At 64.5% G+C, this 25,509-nt stretch carries 21 protein-coding genes; 6 read left to right on the top strand and 15 right to left on the bottom strand.

Annotated elements, in window-relative coordinates:
* Window positions 1–26: 26 nt before the first annotated feature.
* The 10 genes from FJ977_RS26030 to FJ977_RS25990 form a co-directional block, all read right to left on the bottom strand.
* On the bottom strand, window positions 27–1,550 hold the full coding sequence (locus FJ977_RS26030) for a sugar ABC transporter ATP-binding protein (RefSeq protein WP_181180068.1): 1,524 nt from the start codon (window positions 1,548–1,550) through the stop codon (window positions 27–29).
* A complete protein-coding gene (locus FJ977_RS26025) occupies window positions 1,547–2,476 on the bottom strand; it encodes an ABC transporter permease (RefSeq protein WP_181180067.1) in 930 nt (309 codons plus the stop codon). The genes FJ977_RS26030 and FJ977_RS26025 overlap by 4 nt, the downstream gene beginning before the upstream one ends.
* 130 nt (window positions 2,477–2,606) lie before the next feature.
* On the bottom strand, window positions 2,607–3,683 hold the full coding sequence (locus FJ977_RS26020) for a sugar ABC transporter substrate-binding protein (RefSeq protein WP_140775018.1): 1,077 nt from the start codon (window positions 3,681–3,683) through the stop codon (window positions 2,607–2,609).
* 72 nt (window positions 3,684–3,755) lie between these two features.
* Complete coding sequence (locus FJ977_RS26015; protein ID WP_244735226.1) at window positions 3,756–4,100, bottom strand: hypothetical protein; 345 nt, start codon at window positions 4,098–4,100, stop codon at window positions 3,756–3,758.
* 1 nt (window position 4,101) lies between these two features.
* Complete coding sequence (locus FJ977_RS26010; RefSeq protein ID WP_140775017.1) at window positions 4,102–5,448, bottom strand: acyclic terpene utilization AtuA family protein; 1,347 nt, start codon at window positions 5,446–5,448, stop codon at window positions 4,102–4,104.
* Complete coding sequence (locus FJ977_RS26005; protein ID WP_140775016.1) at window positions 5,435–6,268, bottom strand: SDR family oxidoreductase; 834 nt, start codon at window positions 6,266–6,268, stop codon at window positions 5,435–5,437. Before FJ977_RS26005 ends, FJ977_RS26010 begins: the two co-directional genes overlap by 14 nt.
* A gap of 37 nt (window positions 6,269–6,305) precedes the next feature.
* A complete protein-coding gene (locus FJ977_RS36710; protein ID WP_210243867.1) occupies window positions 6,306–7,205 on the bottom strand; it encodes an aldehyde dehydrogenase family protein in 900 nt (299 codons plus the stop codon).
* The gene (locus tag FJ977_RS36705; RefSeq protein ID WP_210243866.1) at window positions 7,124–7,813 is read right to left on the bottom strand and encodes an aldehyde dehydrogenase family protein; all 690 of its coding nucleotides are present in this window, start codon (window positions 7,811–7,813) and stop codon (window positions 7,124–7,126) included. Before FJ977_RS36705 ends, FJ977_RS36710 begins: the two co-directional genes overlap by 82 nt.
* Window positions 7,810–10,134, bottom strand: coding sequence for a hydantoinase B/oxoprolinase family protein (locus FJ977_RS25995; RefSeq protein WP_140775015.1), 2,325 nt, complete (start codon window positions 10,132–10,134; stop codon window positions 7,810–7,812). Before FJ977_RS25995 ends, FJ977_RS36705 begins: the two co-directional genes overlap by 4 nt.
* Window positions 10,131–12,323, bottom strand: a complete 2,193-nt coding sequence (locus FJ977_RS25990; protein ID WP_140775014.1) for a hydantoinase/oxoprolinase family protein — start codon at window positions 12,321–12,323, stop codon at window positions 10,131–10,133. Before FJ977_RS25990 ends, FJ977_RS25995 begins: the two co-directional genes overlap by 4 nt.
* Before the next feature lie 367 nt (window positions 12,324–12,690).
* Here FJ977_RS25990 and FJ977_RS25985 point away from each other — a divergent pair, with 367 nt between their 5' ends.
* Complete coding sequence (locus FJ977_RS25985; protein WP_140775013.1) at window positions 12,691–13,419, top strand: GntR family transcriptional regulator; 729 nt, start codon at window positions 12,691–12,693, stop codon at window positions 13,417–13,419.
* A gap of 153 nt (window positions 13,420–13,572) precedes the next feature.
* Here FJ977_RS25985 and FJ977_RS25980 read toward each other — a convergent pair whose 3' ends face one another.
* From FJ977_RS25980 to FJ977_RS25970, 3 genes are all read right to left on the bottom strand, one after another.
* Window positions 13,573–14,457 carry an SMP-30/gluconolactonase/LRE family protein gene (locus FJ977_RS25980; RefSeq protein WP_181180066.1) on the bottom strand — a complete coding sequence of 295 codons (885 nt, stop codon included), beginning with the start codon at window positions 14,455–14,457 and terminating at the stop codon, window positions 13,573–13,575.
* 180 nt (window positions 14,458–14,637) lie between these two features.
* A complete protein-coding gene (locus tag FJ977_RS25975) occupies window positions 14,638–15,939 on the bottom strand; it encodes an MmgE/PrpD family protein (protein WP_181180065.1) in 1,302 nt (433 codons plus the stop codon).
* A 2-nt stretch (window positions 15,940–15,941) separates the two neighbouring features.
* Entirely contained in the window at window positions 15,942–16,736 is a 795-nt protein-coding gene (locus FJ977_RS25970) for an enoyl-CoA hydratase-related protein (protein WP_140775010.1), read from the bottom strand.
* A gap of 181 nt (window positions 16,737–16,917) precedes the next feature.
* Here FJ977_RS25970 and FJ977_RS25965 point away from each other — a divergent pair, with 181 nt between their 5' ends.
* Window positions 16,918–17,802, top strand: a complete 885-nt coding sequence (locus tag FJ977_RS25965) for a CoA ester lyase (RefSeq protein ID WP_140775009.1) — start codon at window positions 16,918–16,920, stop codon at window positions 17,800–17,802.
* 86 nt (window positions 17,803–17,888) lie between these two features.
* Here the strand turns inward: FJ977_RS25965 and FJ977_RS36795 are convergent, their stop codons facing one another.
* A complete protein-coding gene (locus FJ977_RS36795; protein ID WP_348643230.1) occupies window positions 17,889–18,737 on the bottom strand; it encodes an Lrp/AsnC family transcriptional regulator in 849 nt (282 codons plus the stop codon).
* Window positions 18,738–19,268: 531 nt separating this feature from the next.
* On the opposite strand from FJ977_RS36795, the gene FJ977_RS25950 reads away from it, so the two are divergent.
* The 4 genes from FJ977_RS25950 (at window position 19,269) to FJ977_RS25935 (ending at window position 23,859) form a co-directional block, all read left to right on the top strand.
* Entirely contained in the window at window positions 19,269–20,255 is a 987-nt protein-coding gene (locus FJ977_RS25950) for a D-glycerate dehydrogenase (protein ID WP_140775008.1), read from the top strand.
* A 147-nt stretch (window positions 20,256–20,402) separates the two neighbouring features.
* Window positions 20,403–21,686, top strand: coding sequence for a CoA transferase (locus tag FJ977_RS25945; RefSeq protein ID WP_246683335.1), 1,284 nt, complete (start codon window positions 20,403–20,405; stop codon window positions 21,684–21,686).
* A gap of 11 nt (window positions 21,687–21,697) precedes the next feature.
* A complete protein-coding gene (locus FJ977_RS25940; RefSeq protein WP_140775007.1) occupies window positions 21,698–22,345 on the top strand; it encodes an isochorismatase family cysteine hydrolase in 648 nt (215 codons plus the stop codon).
* A gap of 23 nt (window positions 22,346–22,368) precedes the next feature.
* Window positions 22,369–23,859, top strand: coding sequence for an aldehyde dehydrogenase (locus FJ977_RS25935; RefSeq protein WP_140775006.1), 1,491 nt, complete (start codon window positions 22,369–22,371; stop codon window positions 23,857–23,859).
* 159 nt (window positions 23,860–24,018) lie between these two features.
* Here FJ977_RS25935 and FJ977_RS25930 read toward each other — a convergent pair whose 3' ends face one another.
* A complete protein-coding gene (locus FJ977_RS25930) occupies window positions 24,019–25,509 on the bottom strand; it encodes a sugar ABC transporter ATP-binding protein (protein ID WP_140775005.1) in 1,491 nt (496 codons plus the stop codon).

Below are 25,509 nucleotides of genomic sequence, written 5' to 3'. Positions count from 1 at the left end.
CTTTGATCTGGAGACGGCTTCCGACTCTAGGCGTTTAGCACGGCTCCTGCCGTCGTGACTGCCCGTACGAGCGCTTCCGAGGTGATTTTCCCGCCGCTCAATTCCGTCGAGACCTGGCCCCGGCTAAGCACGAGGACACGATCGGCAAGGCCGACCAGTTCTTCCGGTTCGCTAACCGCCACCACCACCGAGCGCCCCTCGCCGGAAATCCGGGCAAGCAGGTCGTGGATTTCCTGCCTTGCCTTCACATCGACGCCGACAGTCGGGTCGTCCAGGATCAGGACGCGGGCGTCGGCCAGCATGCAGCGCGAGAGCAATATCTTCTGCCTGTTGCCGCCGGAGAGGGCGCGCAAAGGCTCCTCGATTCTGCGCTCGAGGCCCAGTTCCGAGACGACGGGCCGCACGAAACGGCTTTCCATCGCGGCATTGAGCACTCCGAGACGGCCGACCCGTGGAATGCTGGAGGCCATCAGGTTCGCGCGGATGGTGAGATCCAGCATGCCGGCCCGGGCCCTCTCGACGGGCAGGTACGAGATCCCGCAAGCCAGCGCATCCGCGGGATCGGCGAAGGCCACTTCGCGTTCGTCGACAAGGATCGAGCCACGCACGGGCCGCTCCGCGCCACCGAGTATCTCCATCAGTTCGTTGATGCCCGACCCCGGCAAGCCGCACAGGCCCAATATCTCGCCGCGACCGAGGCTGAGGCTGACACCGCGCAGGCGTTTGCCGACGATATCGCGGACCGCCAGCAATGCGGGAGAGGCGTCGTAACGGCCGCGCGCGCGCTCCGGCGCACTGCCCGTCTCGCCCTCGGCCATGATCGCGGATACCAGCTCATGCTGGTTGCAACGATCCCCGATAAGCCTGTCGACGGTGCGGCCGTCGCGCATGACGGTCACCTCGTCGCAGAGCCGCTCGATCTCGCCGAAACGATGCGAGATATAGACGACGGCAACCCCTGCTTCCCGGAGTGTTTCCACCACGCCCAGGAAGACTTCGGCCTCTGTCGCGTTGAGCGCCGCAGTGGGCTCGTCGAGAATGACGGTGTGGGCTCCCGCGTGCAACGCGCGGGCAAGCATGACCACGCGCTGCGAGGCCGGTCCGAGCTCTCCCGCCGGCGTCGCCGAGGGAATGTCGACATTCATGCGCCGCAGCACCGCTTCGGCGGCGCGCACAGAGTGGCGCGGGCTGAGCATACCCCACAGCGAGGGCTCGCGGCCGAGTGTGATGTTCTCGGCCACCGACAACTCCGGGACGATGGTGAGTTCCTGCGGCATCACGACGACGCCGGCAGCCAGGGCGTCGGGCACCCCCTGGAAGTGGACAGCGTCGCCCCGTACCCGGATTTCTCCGGCGTCCCGTCTGACTTGTCCCGACGCGATCTTGACCAACGTCGACTTGCCGGCGCCGTTCGGCCCTATAATACCGTGGATTGTGCCGGCTTCCACGCGCAGGCAGCCGTCCCGCAGGGCCGGCGCGCCGCCATAGGCTTTCTGGATGCCCTGCATCTCGAGGGCGATTGCAGGGGCGATGGAGGGTTGGCCCGTCATCTCGTTCGCGCCGCCCTGGCGACCAGCACGGCTGACACAAGGACCGCGCCCTGGACGAAATTGTCGACCCATGAAGGGACCTGCAGCATGATCAGTCCGGTGGACAGCGTGCCCATGAAGAGCACGCCGAAATAGGTATAGGCAGGGTAGAAGCGGTTCGCGCCCGCGGCGCTCCAACCGAGGAAACAGGCCGCGAAGGCCGGCAGCAGCAATCCGACCCCGCTGTTGGGATAATAGGAACCCGCCTGCGATGTCAGCAGGATGCCCGCGAACGCCGCGGTCAGACCCATCACCACGAATGTCAGCCAGCGCACGCGCTTGGTGCGGATGCCGGCGATCCTGGCGGCCTCGTCGCTGCCGCCGATGGCATAGATGCGGCGGCCGAATACGGTAAAGGACGAGATCAGGCTGAGCGCGATCACCACGAGGATCGAGATGATAACGATCAGTGGCAAGCCGGCAAAGCTGGTCTCGGTCAAGGCGACGTATCCCGGCGGAATACCGTCATAAACGGTGTTGTCGTTCATGACAGCGCGTTCGAGCCCAAGCGCCATCGAGCCCACGGCCAGGGTGGCGATGAGCGCCGGCACCTTGCCGTGGGCGACGATCATGCCGCTGATGGCGCCGGCCGCAAGTCCCGCTATCAGGGCAAGCAGGATGGCGATCGGAACCGGCAATCCGAGCATATACATGGAATAGACGGCAATGGCGCCCGCGAGGCCGGCGACATTGCCGAAGGACAGGTCGAATTCACCGATCGCAAGCACCAGCGTGAGGGCCGAGGCCACCACGCCGAGGACGGCCGCGTCGACCAGGATCGCCCGCAGCGTATCGATCTGCAGGAACGTTCCGGGCCGAAGCACCGAGAATATGACGAGCATGATCACGAAGACCGCGAACACGCCGTATCTGAGGAGAAACTGCATCGTGCGCTCCGCGCCTTTCCGGACCTCCACCCCGCCTGCGCCCGCCACGGGCGCAGGCGACTTCGCGACCTGCTGCATCGACATTCTTCAAACCCTGGTCGTATGTTGTTCGGACTGGATGCTGGCGGGATCAGTTCCCGCCATACTCCTTCGTCCACTTCTCCTTGTACTGGTCGATGTACTTCTTCACCGGATACGGGGTGAGGAAGTCCTCGCCAGCCGGCGGCAGGTTCTCGAGGGTGAATATCTCGACAGGAACCTCCAGGCGCTGGGCGGCGGACGAATCGAACGGCTTGTTCGCCTTGAAGTGACCCAGCAGCTGGTCGACCGCCAGCAGACCAACCTGCTCCACCGGACCGTCGGCAACCGCCTTGAGGGGCGAGCCTTCGGTCTTCATGTAGGGCACGTTCACGGCGTCGGCGAAGAACGAATAGACCGACACCTTGTCGGCCCGGCCGGCGCTCTTGATCGTGTTGCCGGCGGGCGCGGCGAAGAAGTCGTACACCGCCAGGATAGCCTTCAGGTCCGGATTGGCCGTCAGATAGGTCGATACGATCTTGCGCGAGTTGCCGACGATGTCGGTCAGATTGACCGATTGGTCGCCCACGATCACCGCCTTGGCTCCCGCCATGCCTTCCTTGACCGCGTTGGTGCGGATCTTGCCGGCCAGGATGACGGTGTCGCCGAGGATACCGACCTGGGCGTTGTCGCCGATCTGCTTGCCGACATACTCGCCCAGCGCATGGCCGACGGCGGCGTCGTCGAGCGGGAACGAAGCGTCCCACGCCTTCTCGTCGGTCATCGGGCAGCCTGCCTGGACAGCCGGGATGCCCTTGCTCTTGGCAAGTTTCAACGCCGGGCGCATCGGCGCCGAGTCGGCGCAGGAGACGACAAGCGCGTCGATGCCCTGGTTGATCAGGTTGATCGCTTCCGTGTTGGCCTTGGTCGGATCGCCTTGGGCGTCCTGGAAAATCACCTTCCAGCCGAGAGCGTCGGTGCCGGCGGTGAAGTAGCTGTAGAAGCGGCGCTGCATGGCACCGGAGGCAATCAGGTCGACATAGCCGATCGTCTTCTTGTCGACCGGAAACGAGACCGTCTTTTCTTGCGCGCTGGCGCTGCTCAGTGCCGCCGTGCCGAGTGCAAGGCCGGCGGCAATCGCGGCGACTGTCTTGCGCAATCGCAACCCGCGCTTCGTTGGAAATGTCATTATCTATCCTCCCTTTGGACTACCCTCTGCGCGGCGGCGCCCGCGCACCCAGGCCCGTGAATACGAGCCCGGCTACGCCGTTGGAGCTGATACCTCAGCCTCCAAGATCAGCGACTGGAATGACTTGCCGTGTCCATCGACACGCAGGGACATGGAGACGCCGCCGGCGAGCGCGCCCTTCATGACGAAATTGAGTGCGCGCGTTCCCGGCAGCTCGTAGCGGGTGATCTCGCCGTTGACCAAGCCTGCGTAAAGCCGGCGCACGACATCGATGGTTACTTGTTCCCTGATCAGTTCCCAGTGTTTCTTGTCATAGGGGATTACGGACACGTTGATCGTGTCGCCCTTGTCACCGGATCGGGAAAAGGCGATCTCGCGCAAGGGAATGAAACCGCTGCTGGGCTTCGACGATCCCATGTCAGGTCTCCATGTAAGAGATGGACGGGGTGACGACGCCGGCGTCGATGTAGATCGGGAACACGCCCAGCGCCGGTTCGACGCGCCTGACGACGCCGCCGCCGCCGGCGGGCCCTTCCAGGTAGAGCCGCTCGACTTCGAGCGAGAGACGCTCGGCCGCCTTGCGCGTGCGGCAGCGCGCCGCGACGCGCATGCGCACCTCGACGGGATCCTGGTTGCGGCGGTCGCGGAAGGTATCGCCGACAAGCGTATTGAAGCCGTGCAGATCCTGTCGCGATTCCAGAATGTCTCCGCCCATCGCCGCCAGCTTGTGGGCGATGATCTTCTGCGCCAGTTGGGCGCGCGACAGGCAGCCCGCGGCCGCGTAGGAGATCTCGGCGACGACCTTCCACCCCATGTCGATGCCGACGAGCACCTTCAGCTTGTCCGGGCGCGCGCTCCCCCTGGCGCCACGAACCAGGACCCGGTGCGGCGCCACGGTCTCGGCCGTGACCTGCGTGAAGTCCGCGACGATATCGGGATTGGTGTAGGCGGCCGGGTCATGGACTTCGTAGGACACCTGGGCCGCGATGATCCGGTCGTCCACCAGGCCGCCGGTGCCATCGAGCTTGGTGATGATGGCGTGTCCATCGCTAACTTCCGCGAGCGGGAACGGCAGGTTCTCGATACCGTCCACCTCGCGATAGGGCGGGTCGGCGAAGAAGCCGCCGGTAATGTGCGTGCTGCATTCCAGGAGGTGACCGACGAGTGTCGCATGGGCGACGCGGTCCCAGTCGTCGAGCGACCAACCCATCTCGTGGCAGATCGGTCCAACATAGAGCGACGGGTCGCTGAGGCGGCCGCCCACGCACCACTGCGCCCCCTGCCCGAGCGCCTCGACGATCTCGCGCGCGCCGAGATAGGCGTTGGCCGAGATCACCCGCTCGCCGAGATCACCTATGCGCTTGTCGAGTTCCTCGATGAACGGGTTGATCTCGCGGACCTGCTTCAGCACGTCGTCGCCGACGATCGCGGCGACCTTGACGCCGCGATGACCCGCATTGCGGAAGCGATCCACGATCACCTCGGCCGCGGCCTCGACATTGGCCGCGCCGAAGCTGCCGACGACCTTCAGGCCATTGGCGACATATGGCGCAAGACCGTCAAGCGTGTCCTCCAGCCGCGTGTCGTAACCATGCCGCGGGTTTTCCTGCCGCCGCAGTTGCGCCATGGCCAGGGTGCGCTCCGCAAGAGCGTCGAATGCGAGATAGTCGACCCTCCCGCTGGCGGCGAGATCGAGCGCGGGCTCCAGGCGGTCCATCGCAAAGCCGGAACCACAGCCGACGCGGACGGTCTTAGCGTGCGACATAGCCACCATCCACGGGTATGGCCGTTCCGGTCACGTAGCGCGAGGCCTCGCTGGCGAGGAACAGGGCGATCCCCGCCACCTCCTCCGGCACGCCGGTCCGGCCCAGCGGGACGAGTTGCTTGAAACGGTCCACGCCCCCGGCGACGTCGGCTCGCGTCGCGGCCTTGGGATCGGCAACATCCGCCGTGGCCCGGAAGAAATCGATCAGCATCGGGGTTTCCATCGTACCGGGGCATATGGCATTCGCCCTGATGCCTTCCGGGCCGAGAGCCGCGGCCACCGCCTTGGTGAAACCGACGATGGCGTGTTTCACGGCCGAGTAGAGCGGGCTGTTCGGCGAGGCCACTAGGCCGGCTATCGATGCCGTGTAGATCAGCGATCCTGCCTTGGACTTGCGCACAAGCGGAAGCGCCTTGGACGTCAGCAGGATTGGCACGCGCAAGTTCAGGTTAGTGCCCGCGAGCCAGTCGTCATTGGTCAGCGCCAAGCCAGGAGCGCACGCACGGCCGGCATGGTTGAACAGCACGTCGATGCGGCCCTGCTCGCGCTCGATACGGGCAAGCACCGCATCGATCGCGGCGTCGTCGCTTGCATCGATCGCCACGGCATGGATTCGACCCTGGGCGGAGGACACCTCCCCGGCGACCGCCTCCACGGCTTTGCCGTTGAGGTCAAGGCCGTAGACAGTGGCGCCGGCCTCGGCAAAGGCCCTGGCGCAGGCGCGCCCCATGCCGGAGCCCGCGCCGGTGATCACTGCCACGCGATCCCGCAGGCTGAATGCCGAGGGCAGCGACAGCCCTTCTCCCTGGTGTACCGTCATTCCCAACTCCTGTTATGGCCGGCAGCCGTCTGTCGTCTCACTTGGTGCCGAATGGCTTGGTTGGCTCGCCGTCGAGCGGCCACTGGATGTGCTTGGTTTCGAGATATTCGAGGAAGCCGTCCTCGCCGCCTTCGCGGCCGAGCCCGCTGAAACCGTAGCCGCCCCAGGGAACATCGGGCCGCATGCCGCCGCCGCCATTGATGGTGACGGTGCCCGACCTTATGCGCCGGGCGACGTCGATCGCCTCGGAGGTCCTGCCCCAGATGTTGGCGTTGAGCCCGAACGAACTGGTGTTGGCGATGCGGATGGCCTCCTCGACGTCGTCGAAAGGCATGACCACGCCGACCGGGCCGAACAACTCCGTCTGGGCGATGTCGCTGTCGTTGGTGACGCCGCCGATCACCATCGGATCGACGAAGTATCCTTGCTGACGATCCTTCGGATTGCCGGCCTCGATGCGGCCGCCGCCCGCCAGGGCACGATCCACATGTCCCTGCACGAAGTCGCGCTGTTCGGCGCGAATGAGCGGGCCGAGATCGGTCTTTTCGTCACGCGGGTCACCGACGACCAGCTTTCCGAGAGCATCGCGGGAGCGCTCGACATATTCGTCATAGGCCTGGCGCGCGACCAGAGTTCGCGTCGTGCAACCGCATCCCTGACCGCTGTTCAGGCAGAAGCGCAGCAGGGATGGCGGCACCGCCACGCTGAGATCCGCGCCGGGCAAGATGATGTTGGGCGACTTGCCGCCAAGCTCCAGCGTCACGCGCTTCAGGGTGCTGGACGCCTGCCGCATGACCTGGGCGCCGACCTTGTGGGAGCCGGTGAAGCTGACCACGTCGACATCCGGGCTCTCACTCAGCCGGCGGCCGACATCCACGCCACCGATGACGAGATTGACCGTTCCCTTCGGCAGGTCCGCTTCGGCGAGAAGTTCCATGAAGGCGATGGTCGAGAGCGGCGCGCGCGGCGACTCACCACGATCGTACAGCCCGCGGCGAGTGCCGGACCGAGCTTGCGCCCGAGCAGGAGCAGCGGGTTGTTATAGGCTGTAATGGCGGCGACCACGCCGGCGGGTTCCCGCACCAGCATGCTGGCCGACAGAATCGGCTGCTTGTGCAGGTTCAGGAGTTCCTCGAAGCCGCCACGCGGTCCCTCGGCGGCCTTGTCCGCGAACCAGCGCAGCACATCGATCGCGAACTGGATCTGCAGGCCGTGCGTGATGCGGATCGGCGTACCGACCTCATCGACGATCAGCTCCGCGAGCTGCTGGCGCCGCGCCTCGAACAGGTCGACCAGATGGTGCATGCGCCGACTCCGCTCGCGCGGAGCCATGCGGGACCAATGGCCCTCGAAGAACGACCTGCGGGCGGCGGCGGTAGCCCGGTCAGCCTGCTCGACGGACGCTCCCGTCAACCGATGCAGGACAGTCTCGTTCGCGGGATTGACGACGACGATTTCCTCGCCCTCGCCTGTTTCCCATACGCCGTCGATGAGGCATCCCGGCGACGACGGCAGCGTCGCGCCCTTCCCAACCATGATGTTCATGACCGCGCGCCCTCGCGAGTGACCGTGATGTCGTTGAAAGGCTCGTCGGCCGGGCGGCAGATGACGCCGTCGAGAGCCGAACCACAGGACGGGCAGAGGAAGCGACGGAACACGAGCGCATCGGTTACCTGCGTCGACGGATCGCCGAAATAGGGCGAGATCGAAGGCAGCGGCATGTCGAACTCGGCGCAGCCGGCGCGATAGCCGGTTTCGCCGGTGCCGAGGCCGGTACCGCAATGGCTGCAGGTGAGGACGAGACCTTCCGCATTTTCGCAGACATTGACGGTGGCGAGCACCTTGCCGATCACCTTGCCGGATGCCCGGGACAAGCCCGGACGGCGCGGCTTGCCGGCCTGCGACAGCCTCTGCTCATAAGCCTTCTTGCGGGCCTGGGCGGTGGCGTCGGCGTCGACGGAGCCGTCGTCCTTCAACACCACCCCGTAGATGCGCAAGGCGTCACCTTCGAGAAGACGGCCGGAGGAACCATCGCTGGCGACGAGCTGCGGGTCGCGCAACAGGGGATCGCCGTAACCTGCGCCCGGTTGCGCCCAGCTCTCGAACACATCGCCCTCGGCGAGCCGGTTGTCGAACTTCTTGGTCGGCGGCGGAGCAAGGTCCGGCACCAGTTGCTCGAGTTCCTCCGGGCCGCCCGGCAACGTACCGCCGGCCAGCAGGGCCGGCACGCCGGTTCCCGTCGCATGGCGCATCAGCCCGGCCGTCGCCGGAAAGCCGCCTACCAGGCCAAGTCCCTGCGTGACCGTCTGGAACAGGCCGCCCGAGGAGATGAAGGCGTGGTCGGTCCGGTGACCAGTGAAGCCCGATACGAAGGAGCAGCCGCCGCGGAACTGGCCATGACCGCCCGAGGCCGGCATTTCCTTGCGATAGAGATACAGGAACGGAATCTCGCGTTCGTAGCCCTCGCAACTGCCCACCGGGTTCATCATCGACAGGATGCCGCCACCGTGATCGATACCGTCTCGGAACGTGAAGGCCCCGATCGCGCCGACGACCGAGTCGAAGGGGAAATTGGCATAGGGGGTGCCGTTCTCGTCGCGTCCGAACACCTGGTTCACGACCAGCGTGTGCAGGCAGGACGCGGCGAACACATGCGCGCCGAGTTCAGGATCTGCCGAGAGCATCTTGGCGGCGAGATAGTGCGCCTGGGCGCCCGCCGTGCACATGCCGATCGACGTGCTGACCGCAGCCGGATGGCGCGCGGAGGTTATCCGGTCGCCGCCCTCCACGAGGAAGTCGATCTGCCGCAGGACGCCGGCTCCGCAAAGGAACTGGTCATAGGCAAGAAGCGGGATGAACACATTGGCGATGACCGCCCGCAGGACGCCGCGGGTGATATTGAAGGAACCGACGCTTCGGTCCGTGCCTTCATTGGTGACGCGCAGCCTGTCGCCGCGCTTCTCGAAAGTCAGGCCGAGCTTGTAGAGGTTCTTGTCGCCCGGGCTCGATCCGGCGACATAACGAAGGTCGCGCCACGTCGCATCCGGCAGTTTTTCGAGCCTGCGGCCCACTGTGCGGGCGGCGTTGTCGATGACGCCCCGCATGGCGCCCTTCACGATGGCGGCGCCGTAGCGCTCGATCATTTCCTCCAGGCGCCGCTTGGCGAACTGGACACCGGCCAGTTGCGCCTTGGTCTCCAACGTCATCAGGTCGGGCAGGCGCGACCGCCGGACCCACATGTCCAGCACGTCCTCTCGCAGCTCGCCGCGATCGACGATCTTGATCGGCGGCATGAATGTCGCTTCGCTATAGACGTCCTGGGCCTGCTGGACGAAGCCGCCCGGCTCCACGCCGCCCAGCTCGCGCTGGTGCACGACATTGTAGACCCACGCGAACAGCTTGCCGTCCACGAAGACCGGGGCGAACACCGCCGTATCCATCTGGTGGTTGGTGCCGACCCAGGGATCGTTCTGCATGAAGACGTCGCCCGGATTGATGCCGGAGCCGCCGGAGCGATGCTCCAGCGTCCATTTCACGCACAGATCGGCGCAGCCGGCGAAGAAAAGGTTGCCGGGCCCGAACACGACGCCCTCACCTTCTTCCGTTTGGATAGAGGTGTTGAAGTCGAAACCGTAGACGACCACGAGCGATCCCGACGCGCGCCGCAGCGCCTCCTGGTGGTCCCAGTTCAGGTTCCAGAACTTCGAGCGCAGCACTTCGTAGGTGACGGGATCGAGGTTCTTCTCGTAATCGCGATGGAAAGCCACGCTCGGATCGACGATGAGCTTTTCACCGGGCATATAGCCGTCGAGCAGGCTGGCTGCCCGGCGCCGGGCTTCGCTGGGATGGGTTACGGCGATATTCATGACGCCACCTTCTGCTTGGCAGCCCGCACACTTCCGATGGCCATGGCGGACAGGTCGATGACGACATTGCCTATCGGGTCGATTTTCGCGGTCTGGTTGGGACGAACGACAACTGTCGTATGCCGATATTCGATAACAGCCGGACCTTCGATCCGATGACCGGAGTGGACAGAGCCGCCGGCGTAGATCGGCGTTTCCACGGCCTTGCCGTATTCCTGCCAGTAGACCTGCCTGCTGGTCCGCCTCGCGAGCGGCTTGTCGGTCGCCGCCTCGCGCGGCACCTGCGGCCGGTCCCAGGCGACGGAAGCGCGCACGCGCACTTCGGTCAGCGCGTAGCCCGCTTCGGCATAACGCGACCCTTTCCCGTAACGCTGTTCGTAGGCGGCATCGAAGTTGGCGATCAGCTTGGCCGCGCCGGCTTCGTCGAGATGCCCGTCGGGGACAGGGGTCTCGACCTCAAACACCTGCAAAGCATATTTGAGGTTCGCCGTGCGCTCGATCTTGACGTCCTGCGGACGGGCACCCATCGCCACGCAATCCTGGATTGCCGCCTGCTGTAGTTCGGCGAAGGTCTGGTTCAGCGTGTCGATGGCCGTCTGGTCGAACGGGGTGCGCAGGTGCCGGCTGGCCTCGCGCGTCCTCACGATGTCGGCCGTGCCTATGCCGAAGCTCGAGAACACCGAGGCCAGGTTGCCCATCGGCACGACGACCGTCTGCACGCCGAGATCGCGCGCGTAAAGGGTCGCGTGGGCGCCGGCGTGACCGCCATAGGCCCAGAGCTGGAAGTCGCGGGGATCATGGCCGCACTGCAGCGTCACTCGCCGCACAAGGTCTTCCATTTTGCTGTCGACGATCTCGACGATGCCTGCCGCGCATTGCTCGACCGTCATGCCGAGCCGTTGCGCCAGTTCGCCGACGGCGGCCCGCGCGGCCTTGCCGTCGATCTTCAGGTCGCCGCCCAGACTGCCTTCGGGGTCGATGATGCCGAGAACGACGTCGGCATCCGTCACGGTGGCCTCGCGACCGCCGCGACCGTAGCAGGCCGGCCCCGGGACGGCGCCCGCGGAATGCGGCCCCACCCTGAGCGTGTTCGATTCCTTGTCGATCCAGGCGATGCTGCCGCCGCCGGCGCCGACCGACTCGACGTCGACCTTGCGCAGGTGGAAGGCATGCTGCTCGACGCTCGCGACATCGGCGACACTCGGGCGGCCATTGTAGATGACGCTTACGTCGAGCGTGGTGCCGCCCATGTCTGTCGCGATCACGTTCGGCATGCCTCCATAGAGGCCGACATTGGCGCTGGCGACGACGCCGCCCACCGGACCCGACTGCAACGTGATGATGGGATGGCGACGAGCGAAGTCGGCCGTGACCAGACCGCCGTCGGAATGGGCGAACAGCACATCGCCGCCAAAACCGTGCGCAGCCGCGCCATCCACGATCGCCCCGATATAGTCGTGCATCAACGGGCCGACATAGGCATTGAGAACGGTCGTCACCGTGCGCTCGTACTCGCCGAGACGCGGATCGGTCGCGTGAGCCAGCGATATGAAAGTATCCCCGGCCTCTTCGCGGATGATCTCGGCCGTGCGCAACTCATGCTCCGGTCGCAGGAAGCCCCAGAGATAGGAAACGGCAAAGGCCTCGACACCGCCGGCGAGGAGCCGGGCCACGCCACGGCGAACCTCGTCCTCGTTGAGCGGGACGACGATGCGCCCCTTCGAATCCAACCGCTCGGTAACCTCGACAATGTGCTCGCGCTCGACGAACTGGCGCGGCCGCTTGGAGCGCGTGTAGTCGAGGACTTCCTCGATGGAGACGCCGGTTATTCGGCCCGAATTGTCCATGATCCGGATTGCGTCGCCGTGGCCCTTGGTTGCCAGCAGGCCAACCTTCGCGCCGGTCCGCGTCACGATCGCGTTGATGCCCACCGTGGTGCCGTGGGAGAGACGCTCCGAGCGCCTGTACAACTCGTCGACGCCGATGCCGATCTGCGCCGCGGCGTCGGCGATGGAGCCGAAGAACCCTTCGGAAAGCGCGTGGCGCGTCGTCGGCACTTTGCCGACATAGATGGCCCCACCGCGCGACACGACCGTGCAATCGGTGAATGTCCCCCCGATATCGACCCCTATGCCGTATCGCTCACCTGCGCGCGCGGCGGCATTGCTGGCACCCGGTTCTCCTCCCAAGGCGCACCTCCCTCACTATTTGGCCTCAAAATCGCTAACTGAGTTAGACTTATCAATGCGATCGGCCGAAAATGTACACGATTGACCTCTTCGCGCAACCCATAATCACCAGATTGTCATCGGTAATCGCGAATTTTCGCCTGAAATTGTGTACCATCAAAACAGATGGATAAGCGTAAAAATTGATAAATGAATTACGCTCACTAGAAGTTTGTGTACATCACCATGTAGGCAGGCACGAAGTGTCTCATATTTTTCAATATGTTAGTGACGTCCATCATTTCGCGCAACTCGGGATTGTGTACGATCCTGCGCTGGTGTAGGACTGATAATGACGCCGGGCACATCGAGAGAATAGCGTTCGCACATGTCGACAACCGCCGAACTGCAGGATTCCCGGGCGATCGAGGACGATCGCTCTTTTGAAGCCGAAAACTCGCTCCTGCGCGCCAGCACGCAACCCCTTTATGAGGGCCTTCGCACGGAGATCCTCCGAGGACGTCTCCTGCCTGGCTCGCATCTGGTGGAGTCGCAGATCGCACAGACCTACGGGGTGAGCCGGACGCCCGTAAGAGCAGCGCTCGCGCGGCTGGAAGGCGACGGTCTCGTGGAGATCATCCCGAATCGCGGAGCATTCGTCAGCCGGCTCACCGACACCGACTTCGAGGAGATCTACGGGCTTCGCGTGCGGCTGGAGCCTTACGCGGCGCGTCTCGCCGCGGGCAAGATCGAAATGCCGGAACTGAACCATCTGGAGGAGCTGACCACCGCCATGACGCAGTTGCTCGATGCCGGGACGGATGGCTGGATCGAGCGGTGCACCGACCTCAATGCCGAATTCCATACCGCGATCCTGCGAGCCTCCAATTCGCCAAGGCTCGTATCGATCGTGACGGCGCTGACGGAACTGCCGATGGTCAGGCGTGCCATCAGCCTCTATCCGCGCGACGTCTTGCGGCGCAGTTTCGAACAGCACAGCCAGATATTGCAGGCCTTGAGGCAGGGCGACGGCGAATGGGCCGAAGCCTTGATGTCCGCGCACATACTGGGAGCGCGCCAAGCGCTTCGCCTGCAGAACGATGCGGCCTCCCTTTAGGGCGGGCCGCAACAGGCCGGCGGAAATCCGCGAGTGTTTCGCGGCAAGGCTCCCTAAGCCTGGAAGTAAGCCCGGTCGGACTGAAGCAGCCATCGGGTTCGATCTTTCACCGACAGGCGACGCCGGCTCGGCGGAAACGCCGTGCGCGGGTGATCAGAACGTCCAGTTCCAGTGGACGGGACGCACGCCGGGAACCGGCGAGCGGAAGGTCGGGAAACAGTTCATCTTGAGCGTGCCTAGATAGGCGGTTCGCATATCCTCCCCGCCAAAGGCGATGCTCGCGATGTGGTTGAGCGTCTTGCCCGCGTCGGCGTAGAGGATTTCGGCGGTCAGCCCCTCCTTCTTGAAGCTCTGCTCGGCCATGGCCACGTAGGCCGGGTCGGCGTCCTCGAACATCAGGCGCGGCCTGCCGTCGGGCTCGAAACGATAGATGCGGTTGGAGACCACACTGGTCAGCCAATAGCCACCCATGGCATCGAAAGTACCTCCATCCGGATAATCTCCGATGCCGAGCTCAGCAAAGGTTTCCCGTGCCCCGAGGGAACCATCCGCGGCGACAGGAAGGCGGGAAATCCGCCTGGCAAAGGTCTCGTTGACATAGAGATAGGCGCCGTCGTTCGACAGCCGGCACTCGTTGGTGTAGCCGAAACCCTCGGCAACGATCCTGGCGGTCTTGCCGTCCCACAGCACGATGTAGCCATCCGCGATATCGTGACGATAGGCTTTGGCGCGCGGCACCTGGCAGGTGCTGACGGAAATCCAGAGCCGGCCTTCCTTGTCCGCGAGCACGAAATTCACCGGGTAGAGATGCCGTCCCTCGACTTCCATTAGAAAGGGCCGGCAATCCCCGCTGCGGTCGACCTGCCAAACCCCGCCTTCCAGGCCGCTGTTTGCGATCATCAGCCGGCCATCCGGCATCAACGCGATGCCGTTTGGCGTGAACTGCTGGGAAGTTACGCCATCCTGGCGGCCATAGAGCTTTCGGCTGCCATCCGCGGCAATGTGAAGAACGCCTATCGGGTCGTGCGATACGAACATGCCCGCCGAAGCAGTGCACAGAATGCACTCCGGCCGGCTCAAGCCGTTGGAAACGAAACTAAGTTCACTCGGGTCTATCTTGTCCATACTGCCCCCAATTGGCGCGCAATGATTCCGGCGGCGGCGGCGTTGAGCCGCTTCCACCCTCGACATTCCTGGTTATCGCGATCCGCTTTCCTGTCAGGCGTTCCTCGCGAATTGCTTCGCCATCGACCTGAACCGTGCGGCAAGATCCTTCTCGTGCGGGGCGCCCATCGCAATGCAATCCGAAAGCTTGGCCTCGAGCGCCGCGTCGGTGATCGGCGCGGCGGGTGACCCAGGATAGGCCTCAATCGAGATGCGCGCGGCAACCGAACCTCCCCTGACGAGGCTGACGGTGACGCTGCCGCGATCGATGCCCACGCCGGCTTCTCCCGCGGTACTTGTCTCCCGCAGGACAACGCGCCTTGCGATGCCGGCAAATTCAGGGCTTGCGACGCTTTCGGGAACGAATGCCGACAGGCCCAGCCGTCCAGTCGAGAGCGCGTGCGCCACTGTATATTTGCCGGAGAATTTGGCTTCGGATCCGATTGCCGGAATGTCGACCGTGAGCGCCTTGAGGCAGCCCGGCGGAACCTCGACCTCAACCCCGGTATCCTGATCGGCGAGCAGGTCGGACGCTCCCGCTTCGTGAAGACGGATGGCGGCGGCTACCGGCCGATGGGCCATATAGCAGCAGGCGAACAGCTTTCGCGACAGGCCGGCGACCGCCGCCTCAATGTCCAATTCGAGCCGGGTATCCGGCGGTCCCTCGAAGACGGCCAGGAAGCCGTTATTGCCGGTGAAGACATCGCCGGGCCCTTCCAGGCCCGACCTCGCCAGGTGCGCGGCGCGGATGCCCGCTTGCGCGGCAAGACCCGCTTGCAGCGGCTTGATCATGGTGCCGAAATTGCGCTGCAGCCCTCCCGACTGGGCCGCGGCGACGGCGAGGCTGGAGCGGAAGGCGCGCTCGTCCAGGTCCAGCAGGTGCGCGATGGCCGCTCCCGCGGCCACGGCGCCGATGGTGGATGTGGCGTGCCAGCCTTTTTCGTAATGGGCGAAGCCCATGGCATTGCCAAGGCCCACATTGACGGCAAGGCCGACCGCAAACGCTCCAGCCTTCCTGCCACCGGTGCCGGGAACCAGCCGTGCGACGGCTTCGATGGCAGGAACAAGAACGGCGCTTGGATGCGTGACGCTGGTCATATGGACGTCGTCGTAATCCAGCGCATGGGCAGCTGTGCCCCAGGTCAGCGCCGTCGTCTCCGCATCGGACGGACTGACCGCCTCCCAGGGTGCGCGAACATGTGGGTAGGTCTGGCGCAAAGCCCTTGTGACCGGTTCATTCCACCCGGCACAAAGCACTGCCAGCGTGTCGATATAGGCGCGTTCGACTTCCCGTCTCGTGGCAGGCGACAAATCGCCAATGCCCTTCGAAAGCGCGAAAATCTGTCCCGCAGGCATGTTCAGCATCCCCTGAAAAGCGGCGCGCGCTTTTCGTTGAAGGCCCTGACGCCCTCCAGCCGGTCTTCGGTCGGAACAAGCCGATTGTAGGCTTCGATCTCGAAGGCCATTCCATCCGAGAGCGACAGGCCGCAGCTGCGCGCGATCGCCTGCTTGGCCTGCCGGACCGCGAGTGGCGCGTTGATCGATATCCGCATGGCGGTATCGAGGGCCCTGCCGGTGAGCGCATCGGCTGGGCACACGGCGTTGACGAATCCCCATTCCAGGGCGTCGGCGGCCGAGAAGGAACGTCCAGTCAGGATCAGTTCCTTGGCTCGCCTTTCTCCGACCGCCCGCGCCATGGACTGCGTACCGCCGGCCCCTGGGATGATGCCGAGCTTCACTTCGGTGAGTGCGAATGTCGCCCCCTCGGAGGCATAGATGAAATCGCAGGCCGCCGCGATCTCGCAGCCGCCGCCATAGGCCGCGCCGTTCACCGCGGCGATGATCGGCACCGGGCAGTTCACCAGCGCCCTCGCCATGCGTTCGAACACGAGGTGCTGGGCGGCCCAGGCCTCGACGGACATGCCGTTGCGCTCCTTGAGGTCGCCGCCGGCGCAGAACGCCTTTTCTCCCGCGCCGGTGAGGATCACGCAGCGCAGCCGCGACGGCGTCATCGCGAGCGCTTCGAAATAGGCAACCAGTTCCTCGCCCATGCGGGTGTTCAGCGCGTTCGCCGCTTCGGGCCGGCTAAGCGCCACCGTTTCGACGTGCTCGCGTTCCTGTATGACTTCAAGGGTCTGGAAATCGGCTGTCATCCGCTGCCCATGCGGTTGTGGGTCCGCGCGCAAGGCGCCAGGATCAATGCCGCGACAATAGTCGAACCGGCCGCGCCACCCTCATAGTTCCTCGTGATAGATTCATACGTCGATCCGAATACTAGGCGCCTCCTCGGTGCAGTATCCGTCGCGGCGATACCCAGCATGGTGGAGGACGCGGATGACGAAGGACTTTCGCCTTGCCAGGTCGTGGCTTTTCGTACCTGGCGATTCCCAGCGCAAGCTCGCCAAATGCTGGTCGAGCGGCGCCGATGTCATCATTGTCGACCTTGAGGATTCGGTGACGGCCGACAATAAGGCGGCTGCGCGCGAGACGGCCGCCGAGGCTATCCGCAACGCCCGGGCCGAGGGCGTGACGACGCCGATCGTGGTTCGCCTGAACGCCCTGCAAACCGGACTGGCCGAGCGGGATATCTCCGCAACGGTCGGCGCCGGCGCTGACGGCTACGTCGTTCCGAAGGTCGCCGGCGCGCCGGACGTGGTGGAATTCGCGCGGATGCTGGAAAGCGCCGAGGCGCCCGGGGCCAGGCCCATGGCGCTTATTCCGATCGCAACCGAACTCCCGGAGGCGATCTTCCATCTGCGCGAGATCGCACTCGCGCACCCGCGCGTCGGCGCGATGTTCTGGGGCATGGAGGATCTCGGCGTGGAGGTCGGCGCGCGCCGCACGCGCCACGACAATGGCGATATCCTCGAGGCCTTCAAGACCGTGCGTTCGCTGGCTATGTTTGCCGCCTCCGCCGCCGGCATCGCCTGCGTCGACACGCCATTCATCGACATCGCCAATGGCGAGCAACTGAAGCGGGAAGCGACCGAGGCAAGCTGGATGGGCTTTTCCGGAAAGCTCGCCATCCATCCCTCGCAGGTCGAGCCGATCAACGCGGCGTTCTCGCCTTCGGTCGAGGAAATGGACGATGCGCGCACCATATTGCGGATGTCTCGCGAGGGTGGAGGCGCTGCCTTCCGGTACAAGGGCCGGATGATCGACACGCCTCATCTCGCGGCAGCCGAGCGCCTGCTCGGTCGGATGGAGAAGACTTTCTAGCTATTCTGCAGCCAGATGGCATCGCTGGCACCGCTCGGCGTTACTGAACGGATCCTGGATTTCACGCAAACGCGGGGCCGCTTTCCTCAGCCCACCGCCAGCGGATCGACCGAGACAACCCGCTTCAGCGCCCGAAGCGAGAAGGTGCTGCGCGAATGCCGGATGCCGTTGATGCGGTACAGCCGTTCGCGCAGGAAGCGCTCGTAGTCGGCGGTGCCGGCGACCGCCACCTTGACGAGATAATCGTAGTCCCCCGTCACAAGGTGGCACTCCAGCACCTCGGGTATGCGTGCGAGCTCGCTGCCGAACTGCTGCAGCACATGTTCGTCATGCTGCTGGAGCGTGATCTCGATGAAGACGATATCGCCGAGGCCCAGCGCCGACTGATCGATGACCGCCGTATAGCCTTCGATCGTGCCGTTTGCCTCAAGGCGCCTGACGCGCGTCCAGCAAGGCGATGGCGAAAGGCCGACCTGCTCCGCCAGCTCGTTGTTGGTGAGGCGCGCATTCCCTTGCAGGGCGGATAGAATCTTTCGATCAATGACGTCCAGTTCGCCAGATGTCTGCCTGCGCTTCCTTACAGAAGACATATCGGTCAACTCCGTCTTTTGCAGAAAAACCTGCCGACAATATCCTCTTTCTGGCGGAAGAAAAGAAAGAAATCGGATGTGGATCAGAATAGCCTGCCTTGGCTGGGAGGCGCCATGCTGGACGAAAGATCGAAACTTCGAATGGACGTACTCCAGATATCGACAGTGCTCGTCGATCCGTTCGATGGAGCGATCCGGATCCTTGGCGATGCCCAGCGCTTCGGCCTGACATTGCGCAGGCTTCACCTTGAACCGCTGCCCGGTGGCAAATCGACCATGAACCTCGAACTGCTGGTGCCCGCCGGCTCGGATCCAATCCTGCTCACGTCGCGTTTCGCGCGGCATGGCGCAGTGGTCAGCATCGAACAGTCCTCACTTGGAGCTGACATGCAGGAAGACGGCGCCCCTGCCTTGGCGTAGCGGAGCCACCCTCGCGGCCAGGCCAGCAAGGCGATTACAGCCACCTGCATTTTTCGGCGGCCGGAGACGTCGCAAGGCTCGCGGTGGACGCGGACGCTGCCAGCATCACGGATCTGACCAGCGGGCTGGTCCGCGTGCTGGATGATGACGGCATCGCCAGGAGGCCGTAGGATCCCAGCCTATCCGCCGATGCCATGCGGGCCGACCTGCGCGCCACGTCTGCTCCCAGCCTGAAAGTCCGGTCGTCATCGCGAAACGCGATGTGGCGATAAGCCGAAGCTTGTTTGGCCGCGCGACCCCGCAAAATAGTCTGTCCGGATGTTTCCGGTGGGCCCGCTGCGGAGCGCCGGCATCGAGGGGTCAGACATCCGCAGCCGGTTCGAGGGCCGCGTGGGTGAATGGCAGCGATGGATGGACGTCGCGCTTGACCCAATCGCGTAACAGGAGATCGAGACCATGACCGTGCAACAAGACAAGAGGCCGGTTCTCGTCGCCTGCGCGCTGCCGGATGCAGCGCTTGCCGTGCTGAATGACGCCTTCGACGTCACGGTGGTGACCACTCCGGAGCGCCCCGAGCCGGAACAGCTGGTGGCGATGGCGCAAGGCAAGGAAATCCTGCTGCTCAGCGTCACGCTGCGTTTGACGCGGGAGCTCATCGAGCGGCTGCCCGATTCCATTCGTGGGGTCGCAACCTATTCGGTCGGGTACGAACACGTCGATATGGATGCCTGCCGAAATCGGGGCTTGGCCGTGTTCAACACTCCGGATGTGCTTACGGACGCGGTCGCGGAAGTTGGCCTCCTGCTTCTGCTCGGAGCCGCACGGCGGGCACGGGAGGCCGCGACGCTGATCCTCGACGGACAATGGACGGGCTGGCAGCCCACTCAGCTCAACGGCGTCGAGCTCGCGGGCAAGTCGCTTGGCATATTCGGCATGGGCCGGATCGGACGAAGCATCGCCCATCGCGCGCGGGCCTTCGGCATGGCCATCCACTATTCCAATCGCCGCCGCCTGCCGCCCGAACTTGAAGCGGGCGCCCGCTTCCATGCCGATCCCACATCGTTGCTTGCGGCAAGCGATGCGCTGATGCTTGCCTGTCCGGCCAGCGAGGAGACACGGCATTTCCTCGACACGAAGCGGCTGGCGCTCATGAAACCTGGAGCGATCGTGGCCAATGTGAGCCGAGGCAACGTCGTCGTCGACGACGCATTGATAGCCGCGCTCCAGACCGGCAGGATCCGCGCGGCCGGCCTGGACGTCTTCGACGGCGAACCGCGCTTCGACAAGCGTTATCTTGCCCTTCCCAACGTGTTCATGCTGCCTCACATCGGCAGTTCAACGATCGAGACCCGCGTGCGCATGGCCGAAAGCTTGCGCGATGGATTGCTCGCATGGGCCGGCGGTGCGACGCCTTCCAATCGCATCGACATCAAAGGGTGGTGATCGGCCCGTCGCCGGGACATAAACGTCGGTTATCGGAACTGCAAAAAACAGATTAGTGGACCGTTTCAAATGTGACCGCGATAGTCGCGCCGAGGAGGACGCCCGCCTGGTTTGCCGGAAGATTGTTCGCGTTGCAGCGGAAGGACCATGAACCTTCCTTCCATGCGGCGGCAGCGGCACCCGCGCGGCGTGAAATACTGGTACATGCTCAGAAAAAGCCTGAAAAACGTTAGGGTTGCCGATTTCAGCCAGATAGGCGCGGGCCCGACCTGTTCGATGTTCCTTGGCGACCTTGGCGCGGACGTCATCAAGGTCGAGCCGCCCTCGGGCGATATCGGCCGGGGGCTCGGCCCGCCCTGGGTCGCCGACAATGTCAGTTCCGTCTTCGTGGCGTTCAACCGCAACAAGCGAAGCATCTGCATCGACCTCAAATCCGAGCAGGGCCTTCGGGCGGCCAAGCGCCTTGTGCAGTCCTGCGACGTGCTGATCGAGAGCTTCAGGCCCGGGGTGATGGATAGGCTGGGGCTCGGCCATGGAGAGGTGAGCGCCGACAATCCCGGCATCGTCTATTGCTCCGTCTCCGCCTATGGGAGCACCGGCGAGGCGGCGCGCCTCGGCGGCGTCGACGGCATCGTCCAGGCGGAGTCTGGATTGATGAGCCTGCTTGGCGACGAAGGCCAGCCGCCGAGCAAGGTGCAGGCGCCGGTCGTGGATGTGACCACCGGCTATGTCGCGACGATCGCCGTGATGGCGCAACTCTATCAGCGCCAGGCGACCGGTTTCGGCGGCTACCTGGACGTTTCGATGCTCGGGGCCGCGGTCGCGCTGCAGCAGTCGTCCCTGACCGGCTTTCTCGGCGACGGCGAGTTGCCCGGCCGGCTCGGCAGCGCGGCGCCCTATTCGGCGCCAAACGAGGCGTTTCCCGCAAGCGACGGCTGGATCATGGTCGCCGCCTATCAGGGCGGCCGCTGGGAACGGCTCTGTGAAATCCTCGAAAGGACGGACCTAGCGCAAGATCCGCGTTTCGAGACGTCGGCCCTGCGGGTCCGGAACCGCCAGGCCATGCGCGCGGAACTGGGTGGCGCTTTCTCCCGCCATCCATGCGCCTATTGGCTGGAACGTCTGATGGCCAGGGACATATTGTGCAGCAAGGTCTGCGACTATGCGGACCTGATCGAGAATCCTGCCGTCGCCCATCTCGAACTCATCACGAGCCTGACCGACGACCTCGGTCGGAGCCACCGCGTCCCGGGCTTCCCGGTGAATTCCCGTGAGAGCCAGTCGCTGCCGCACCGCGCGCCCCCCAGGCTTGGCCAGCATACGCTGGAGGTGCTTTCCGAACTCGATTTCACCGCCGCCGAGGCGGCGGCTCTCGTCACCACCGGCGCGGTCTTCGCGGACCGCTCCGCCAGCCCCGCAGAAACCGCTTAGGAGGAACCTAGATGTCGGAGTTTTCCGTTCTCCCCGCCAACGATACCGTGCTGGTGCTGACCCACCTGCAGAACGAGTTCGCCCATCCGGATGGAAAGGGAGCGAGCATCGTCTACAAATTCCTCAAGGAGTCGGGCTCTCTCGACCGGATCAAGCGCGTGCTCGCCGTCTGCCGCAAGGTCGGCATTCCGGTCATCTTCCACAACGAGACGTTCCGGCCCGGCCATCCGGAACTGCGCGCCAGCCGAGGCGGCTATGTGCGGGGGACAGGCCGCGTGCTTGGACTTGCCCGCGACGACATGGCGGTGCGCGGCCAGTGGGGCGCCGAGGTGATCGACGATCTGGCGCCCGATCCGGGCCGCGACGAATTCGTCCTGCACAACGCCAAGGTGGATCCCTTCACCTGCAGCGAATTCGAGGTGCTCCTGCGAAACCTGAACCGCAACATCATCCTGGTCGCCGGCCTGGCCTGCAACTTCGGCATCGAGATGACCGCGCGCAGCGGCAACGAGCGCGATTACGGCATCTGCGTCCTGTCGGACTGCATCGATCGGTTCCTCGGCGAATACAGCGAGAAGACGGTCACCGAACTGCTTCCGCTTTATGGCCGCGTCGCAACCAGCGACGAGATCGTCAAGGAACTGGAAAGCCAGGCCTGAGCCAGATCGAGAGGAGGCCGCCGATGCAGCAATTCGGGATTTGGATCGACAACGAGGAGCAGGCTTCGGCCTCGGGCCGGTATTTCGAGAGCCTCGACCCGGCCACGGGCAAGGTCTGGAGCCGAGTCGCCGCGGGCGGGAAAGCCGATGTCGAGCGCGCGGTCGCGTCGGCATGGCGGGCCTTTGAAGAGCCCGCCTGGTTCGACATGGAACCGTCGGCGAGGCGCAGGCTGCTGCTCGCGATCGCGGCGCGCATCCAGCAGAACAGGCACCAGCTTGCGGAAACGGAGAGCAACGATTCCGGCAAGCTGCTGCGTGAATGCCTGCTGCATGTCGACGCGATGGCCGAATGGTTCGAGTATTTTGCCGGCATGACCGACAAGGTCTGCGGCTCGACGATCCCGTCGGACCGGGGCGTGTTCAACTACACCACCCTGGAACCTTACGGCGTCGTTGGCGCCATCGTGCCTGGAAACTCTCCGCTGCTGCTGTCCACGTGGAAGCTCGCGCCGGCGCTGGCCGCCGGGAACACTGTCGTGATGAAGCCCAGCGAATACACCAGCGCCTCCATTCTCATCCTCATGCGGCTGCTGAAGGACATCCTTCCGCCGGGCGTCGTCAACATCGTCACGGGCGACGGCGTGGAAGCCGGCGCGGCTCTCGTCGATCACCCCGACGTAAGGAAGATCTTCTTCACCGGCGGGCCGGCGCATGGCGCCGCCGTCGCTGCCGGTTCGGGTCGAAGGCTGGCGCCCTCGATCCTGGAACTCGGCGGCAAGAGCGCCAACATCGTGTTCGACGATGCGATCTACGACAAGGCGCTGGCGGGGGTCATGGCGGGGGTCTTCGCAGCCAGCGGCCAGACATGCATGGCGGGGTCCCGCGTCCTTGTCCAGGAAACCATATTCGACAGGTTCTTGAACGACATCCGCGAGCGGACGAAAGCAATCGTGGTCGGCCATCCAGCCGACGCCGCCACGCAGGTCGGGCCGCTCGGCAACAGGAAGCAGCTCGACCGGGTGGCGTCGCTCGTCGAGGGAGCCCTCGCCGAGGGCGCCCGGATTGCAGCGGGCGGCCACAGGGCCAGGGTCGAGGGTTTCGAAGGCGGTTACTATTTCCAGCCGACGATCCTCATGGACGTGACCAACGACACCGCCATCTGCCGCGAGGAAATATTCGGGCCGGTGATGACCGTCATGCCTTTCTCGACGGCCGAAGAGGCCCTGAAAATCGCCAACCGTAGTGATTTCGGGCTCGTGGCCGGACTCTGGACCAGCGACCTCTATCGCGCTCACTCACTTTCACGCAGCCTCGACGTCGGGACGATCTTCCTCAATCTCTACCGGAAGGTCGCGCCTCAGACGCCTTTCGGCGGACGGAAAGCGAGCGGCTTCGGGCGCGAAAACGGCTTCGCCGTTATGGGCGAATATCTGCAGGTCAAGAGCGTTCTCGTCGACACGGACGCCGAGCGCGTGCAGGACCCTTTCGTCATGCGGGTTGGCAGTTCCCGCTAGGCTGTCCAGGAGAACGTGAAGCGGCTTCTGTTCCGGAACCGCTTCACGACAAGGACGCCATCAGATCCCGGTCAAGTCCGCATCCTCCCAGCGTGCCTGACAGCAAGACGCCGCCGGAAAGCTCCGGCGGCGTCTTCGCGTTGAACGGGCAAACGGTGCTCAGTGGACCGCCGCATACATGATCTTTTCCTCGGTCACGCTGAGCGGCGAGAACTCCTCGACGATGCGCCCCTTCTGCGACACCAGGATGCGATCCGAAAGATTGATGACCTCGGGAAGGTACGACGAGATAACGACGACGGCCATGCCCTCATCCGCGAGGCGGTTGATGAGTTGGTGGATCTCGGCGATCGCGCCCACGTCGACGCCCCGGGTCGGCTCGTCGAAGATGATGACCTTCGGCTTCTGCACCAGCGACTTGGCGATCACCACCTTCTGCTGGTTGCCGCCGGAAAGCTCGATGACATGGGCGTTGTTGTTGATCGCCTTGATGTTGAGCTTCTTGGTCCATTCGTCGGCGAGTTGCTGCATCTCGCTGAAGCGGACCACGAAACCGCTTGAATGCGAGGATGTCAGTTCACCCATATGCAGGTTCTCCGCGATCGACATGGTCTCGAAGAAACCTTCCATCTTGCGGTCCTCCGTCACATAGACGATACCGTCGAGCACGGCCGGCCGCGGCACGCGATAGCGCACCGATTGCCCGTTGAGGTGTACCTCCCCGCCATGGAAGAAGTTGCGCTTCAAGACGCCGGCGACGATCTTTGCCGTCTCGGTGCGGCCGGCGCCGATGAGCCCGAATATGCCGGTGATCTGCCCGGCATAGACCGTGAAAGAGTTGTTGCGCACGAGCTTGCCCATCGACAGGTTCTGTACGCTGAGCACGCGCCTCCCGGGTTTCCTGACCGACTCGCGGCGATGATAGAGCGCCTGCGACAAGGTGCGGCCCACCATGGCGCGCACGATCTTCTCGCGGTCGAAGTTCTTCGTCTCGTCGGTGACGACGTGTTCGCCATCGCGCAGCACGGTGATGCGATCCGAGATCGCCAGCGCTTCCTCGAGCGCGTGGCTGATGAAGATGATCGAGACCCCGCGCTCCTTCAGCCGCTTCATCAGCGCGAAGAAGTAATGCTTCTCCTCGGGCGTCAGCGTCGCCGTCGGCTCGTCGAAGATAATGACGCGCGCGTTGTGGCGCACGGCCCGGGCGATTTCCACCATCTGCTTCTTGGCGGCGCCGAGCGTTGCCACGTTTGCCCACGGATCGACGTTGAAGTTAAGCGACTGCAGGAACTGCTGGGCCGCGATGTACAGGCCGCGAAGGCGATTGAAGTACTTCTCGTCGCCGAGATAGAGGTTCTGGGCGACCGTCATGGACGGAACCAGGCTGTTCTCCTGGAACACCATGTTGACCCCGTTGTGCAGGGCCTCGGCGGGAGTGGCGAAATGCGTCGGCTTTCCGTCGACAAGCATTTCACCTGAGGTCGGCGCTGTCACGCCGGCCATCATCTTGGTCAGGGTGGACTTTCCCGCGCCGTTCTCGCCAAGCAGCGCATGGATTTCTCCCTTCTCCAGCGAGAACGACACGTTCTTGACCGCCGGCACGCCCCGATATTCCTTGGTGACGCCTCGCATTTCGATCAGCGATGCCAT

This window comes from Mesorhizobium sp. B2-1-3A (assembly GCF_006442655.1).
Taxonomy (GTDB): Bacteria; Pseudomonadota; Alphaproteobacteria; order Rhizobiales; family Rhizobiaceae; genus Mesorhizobium.
This window is presented reverse-complemented; position numbering and strand designations above follow the sequence as displayed.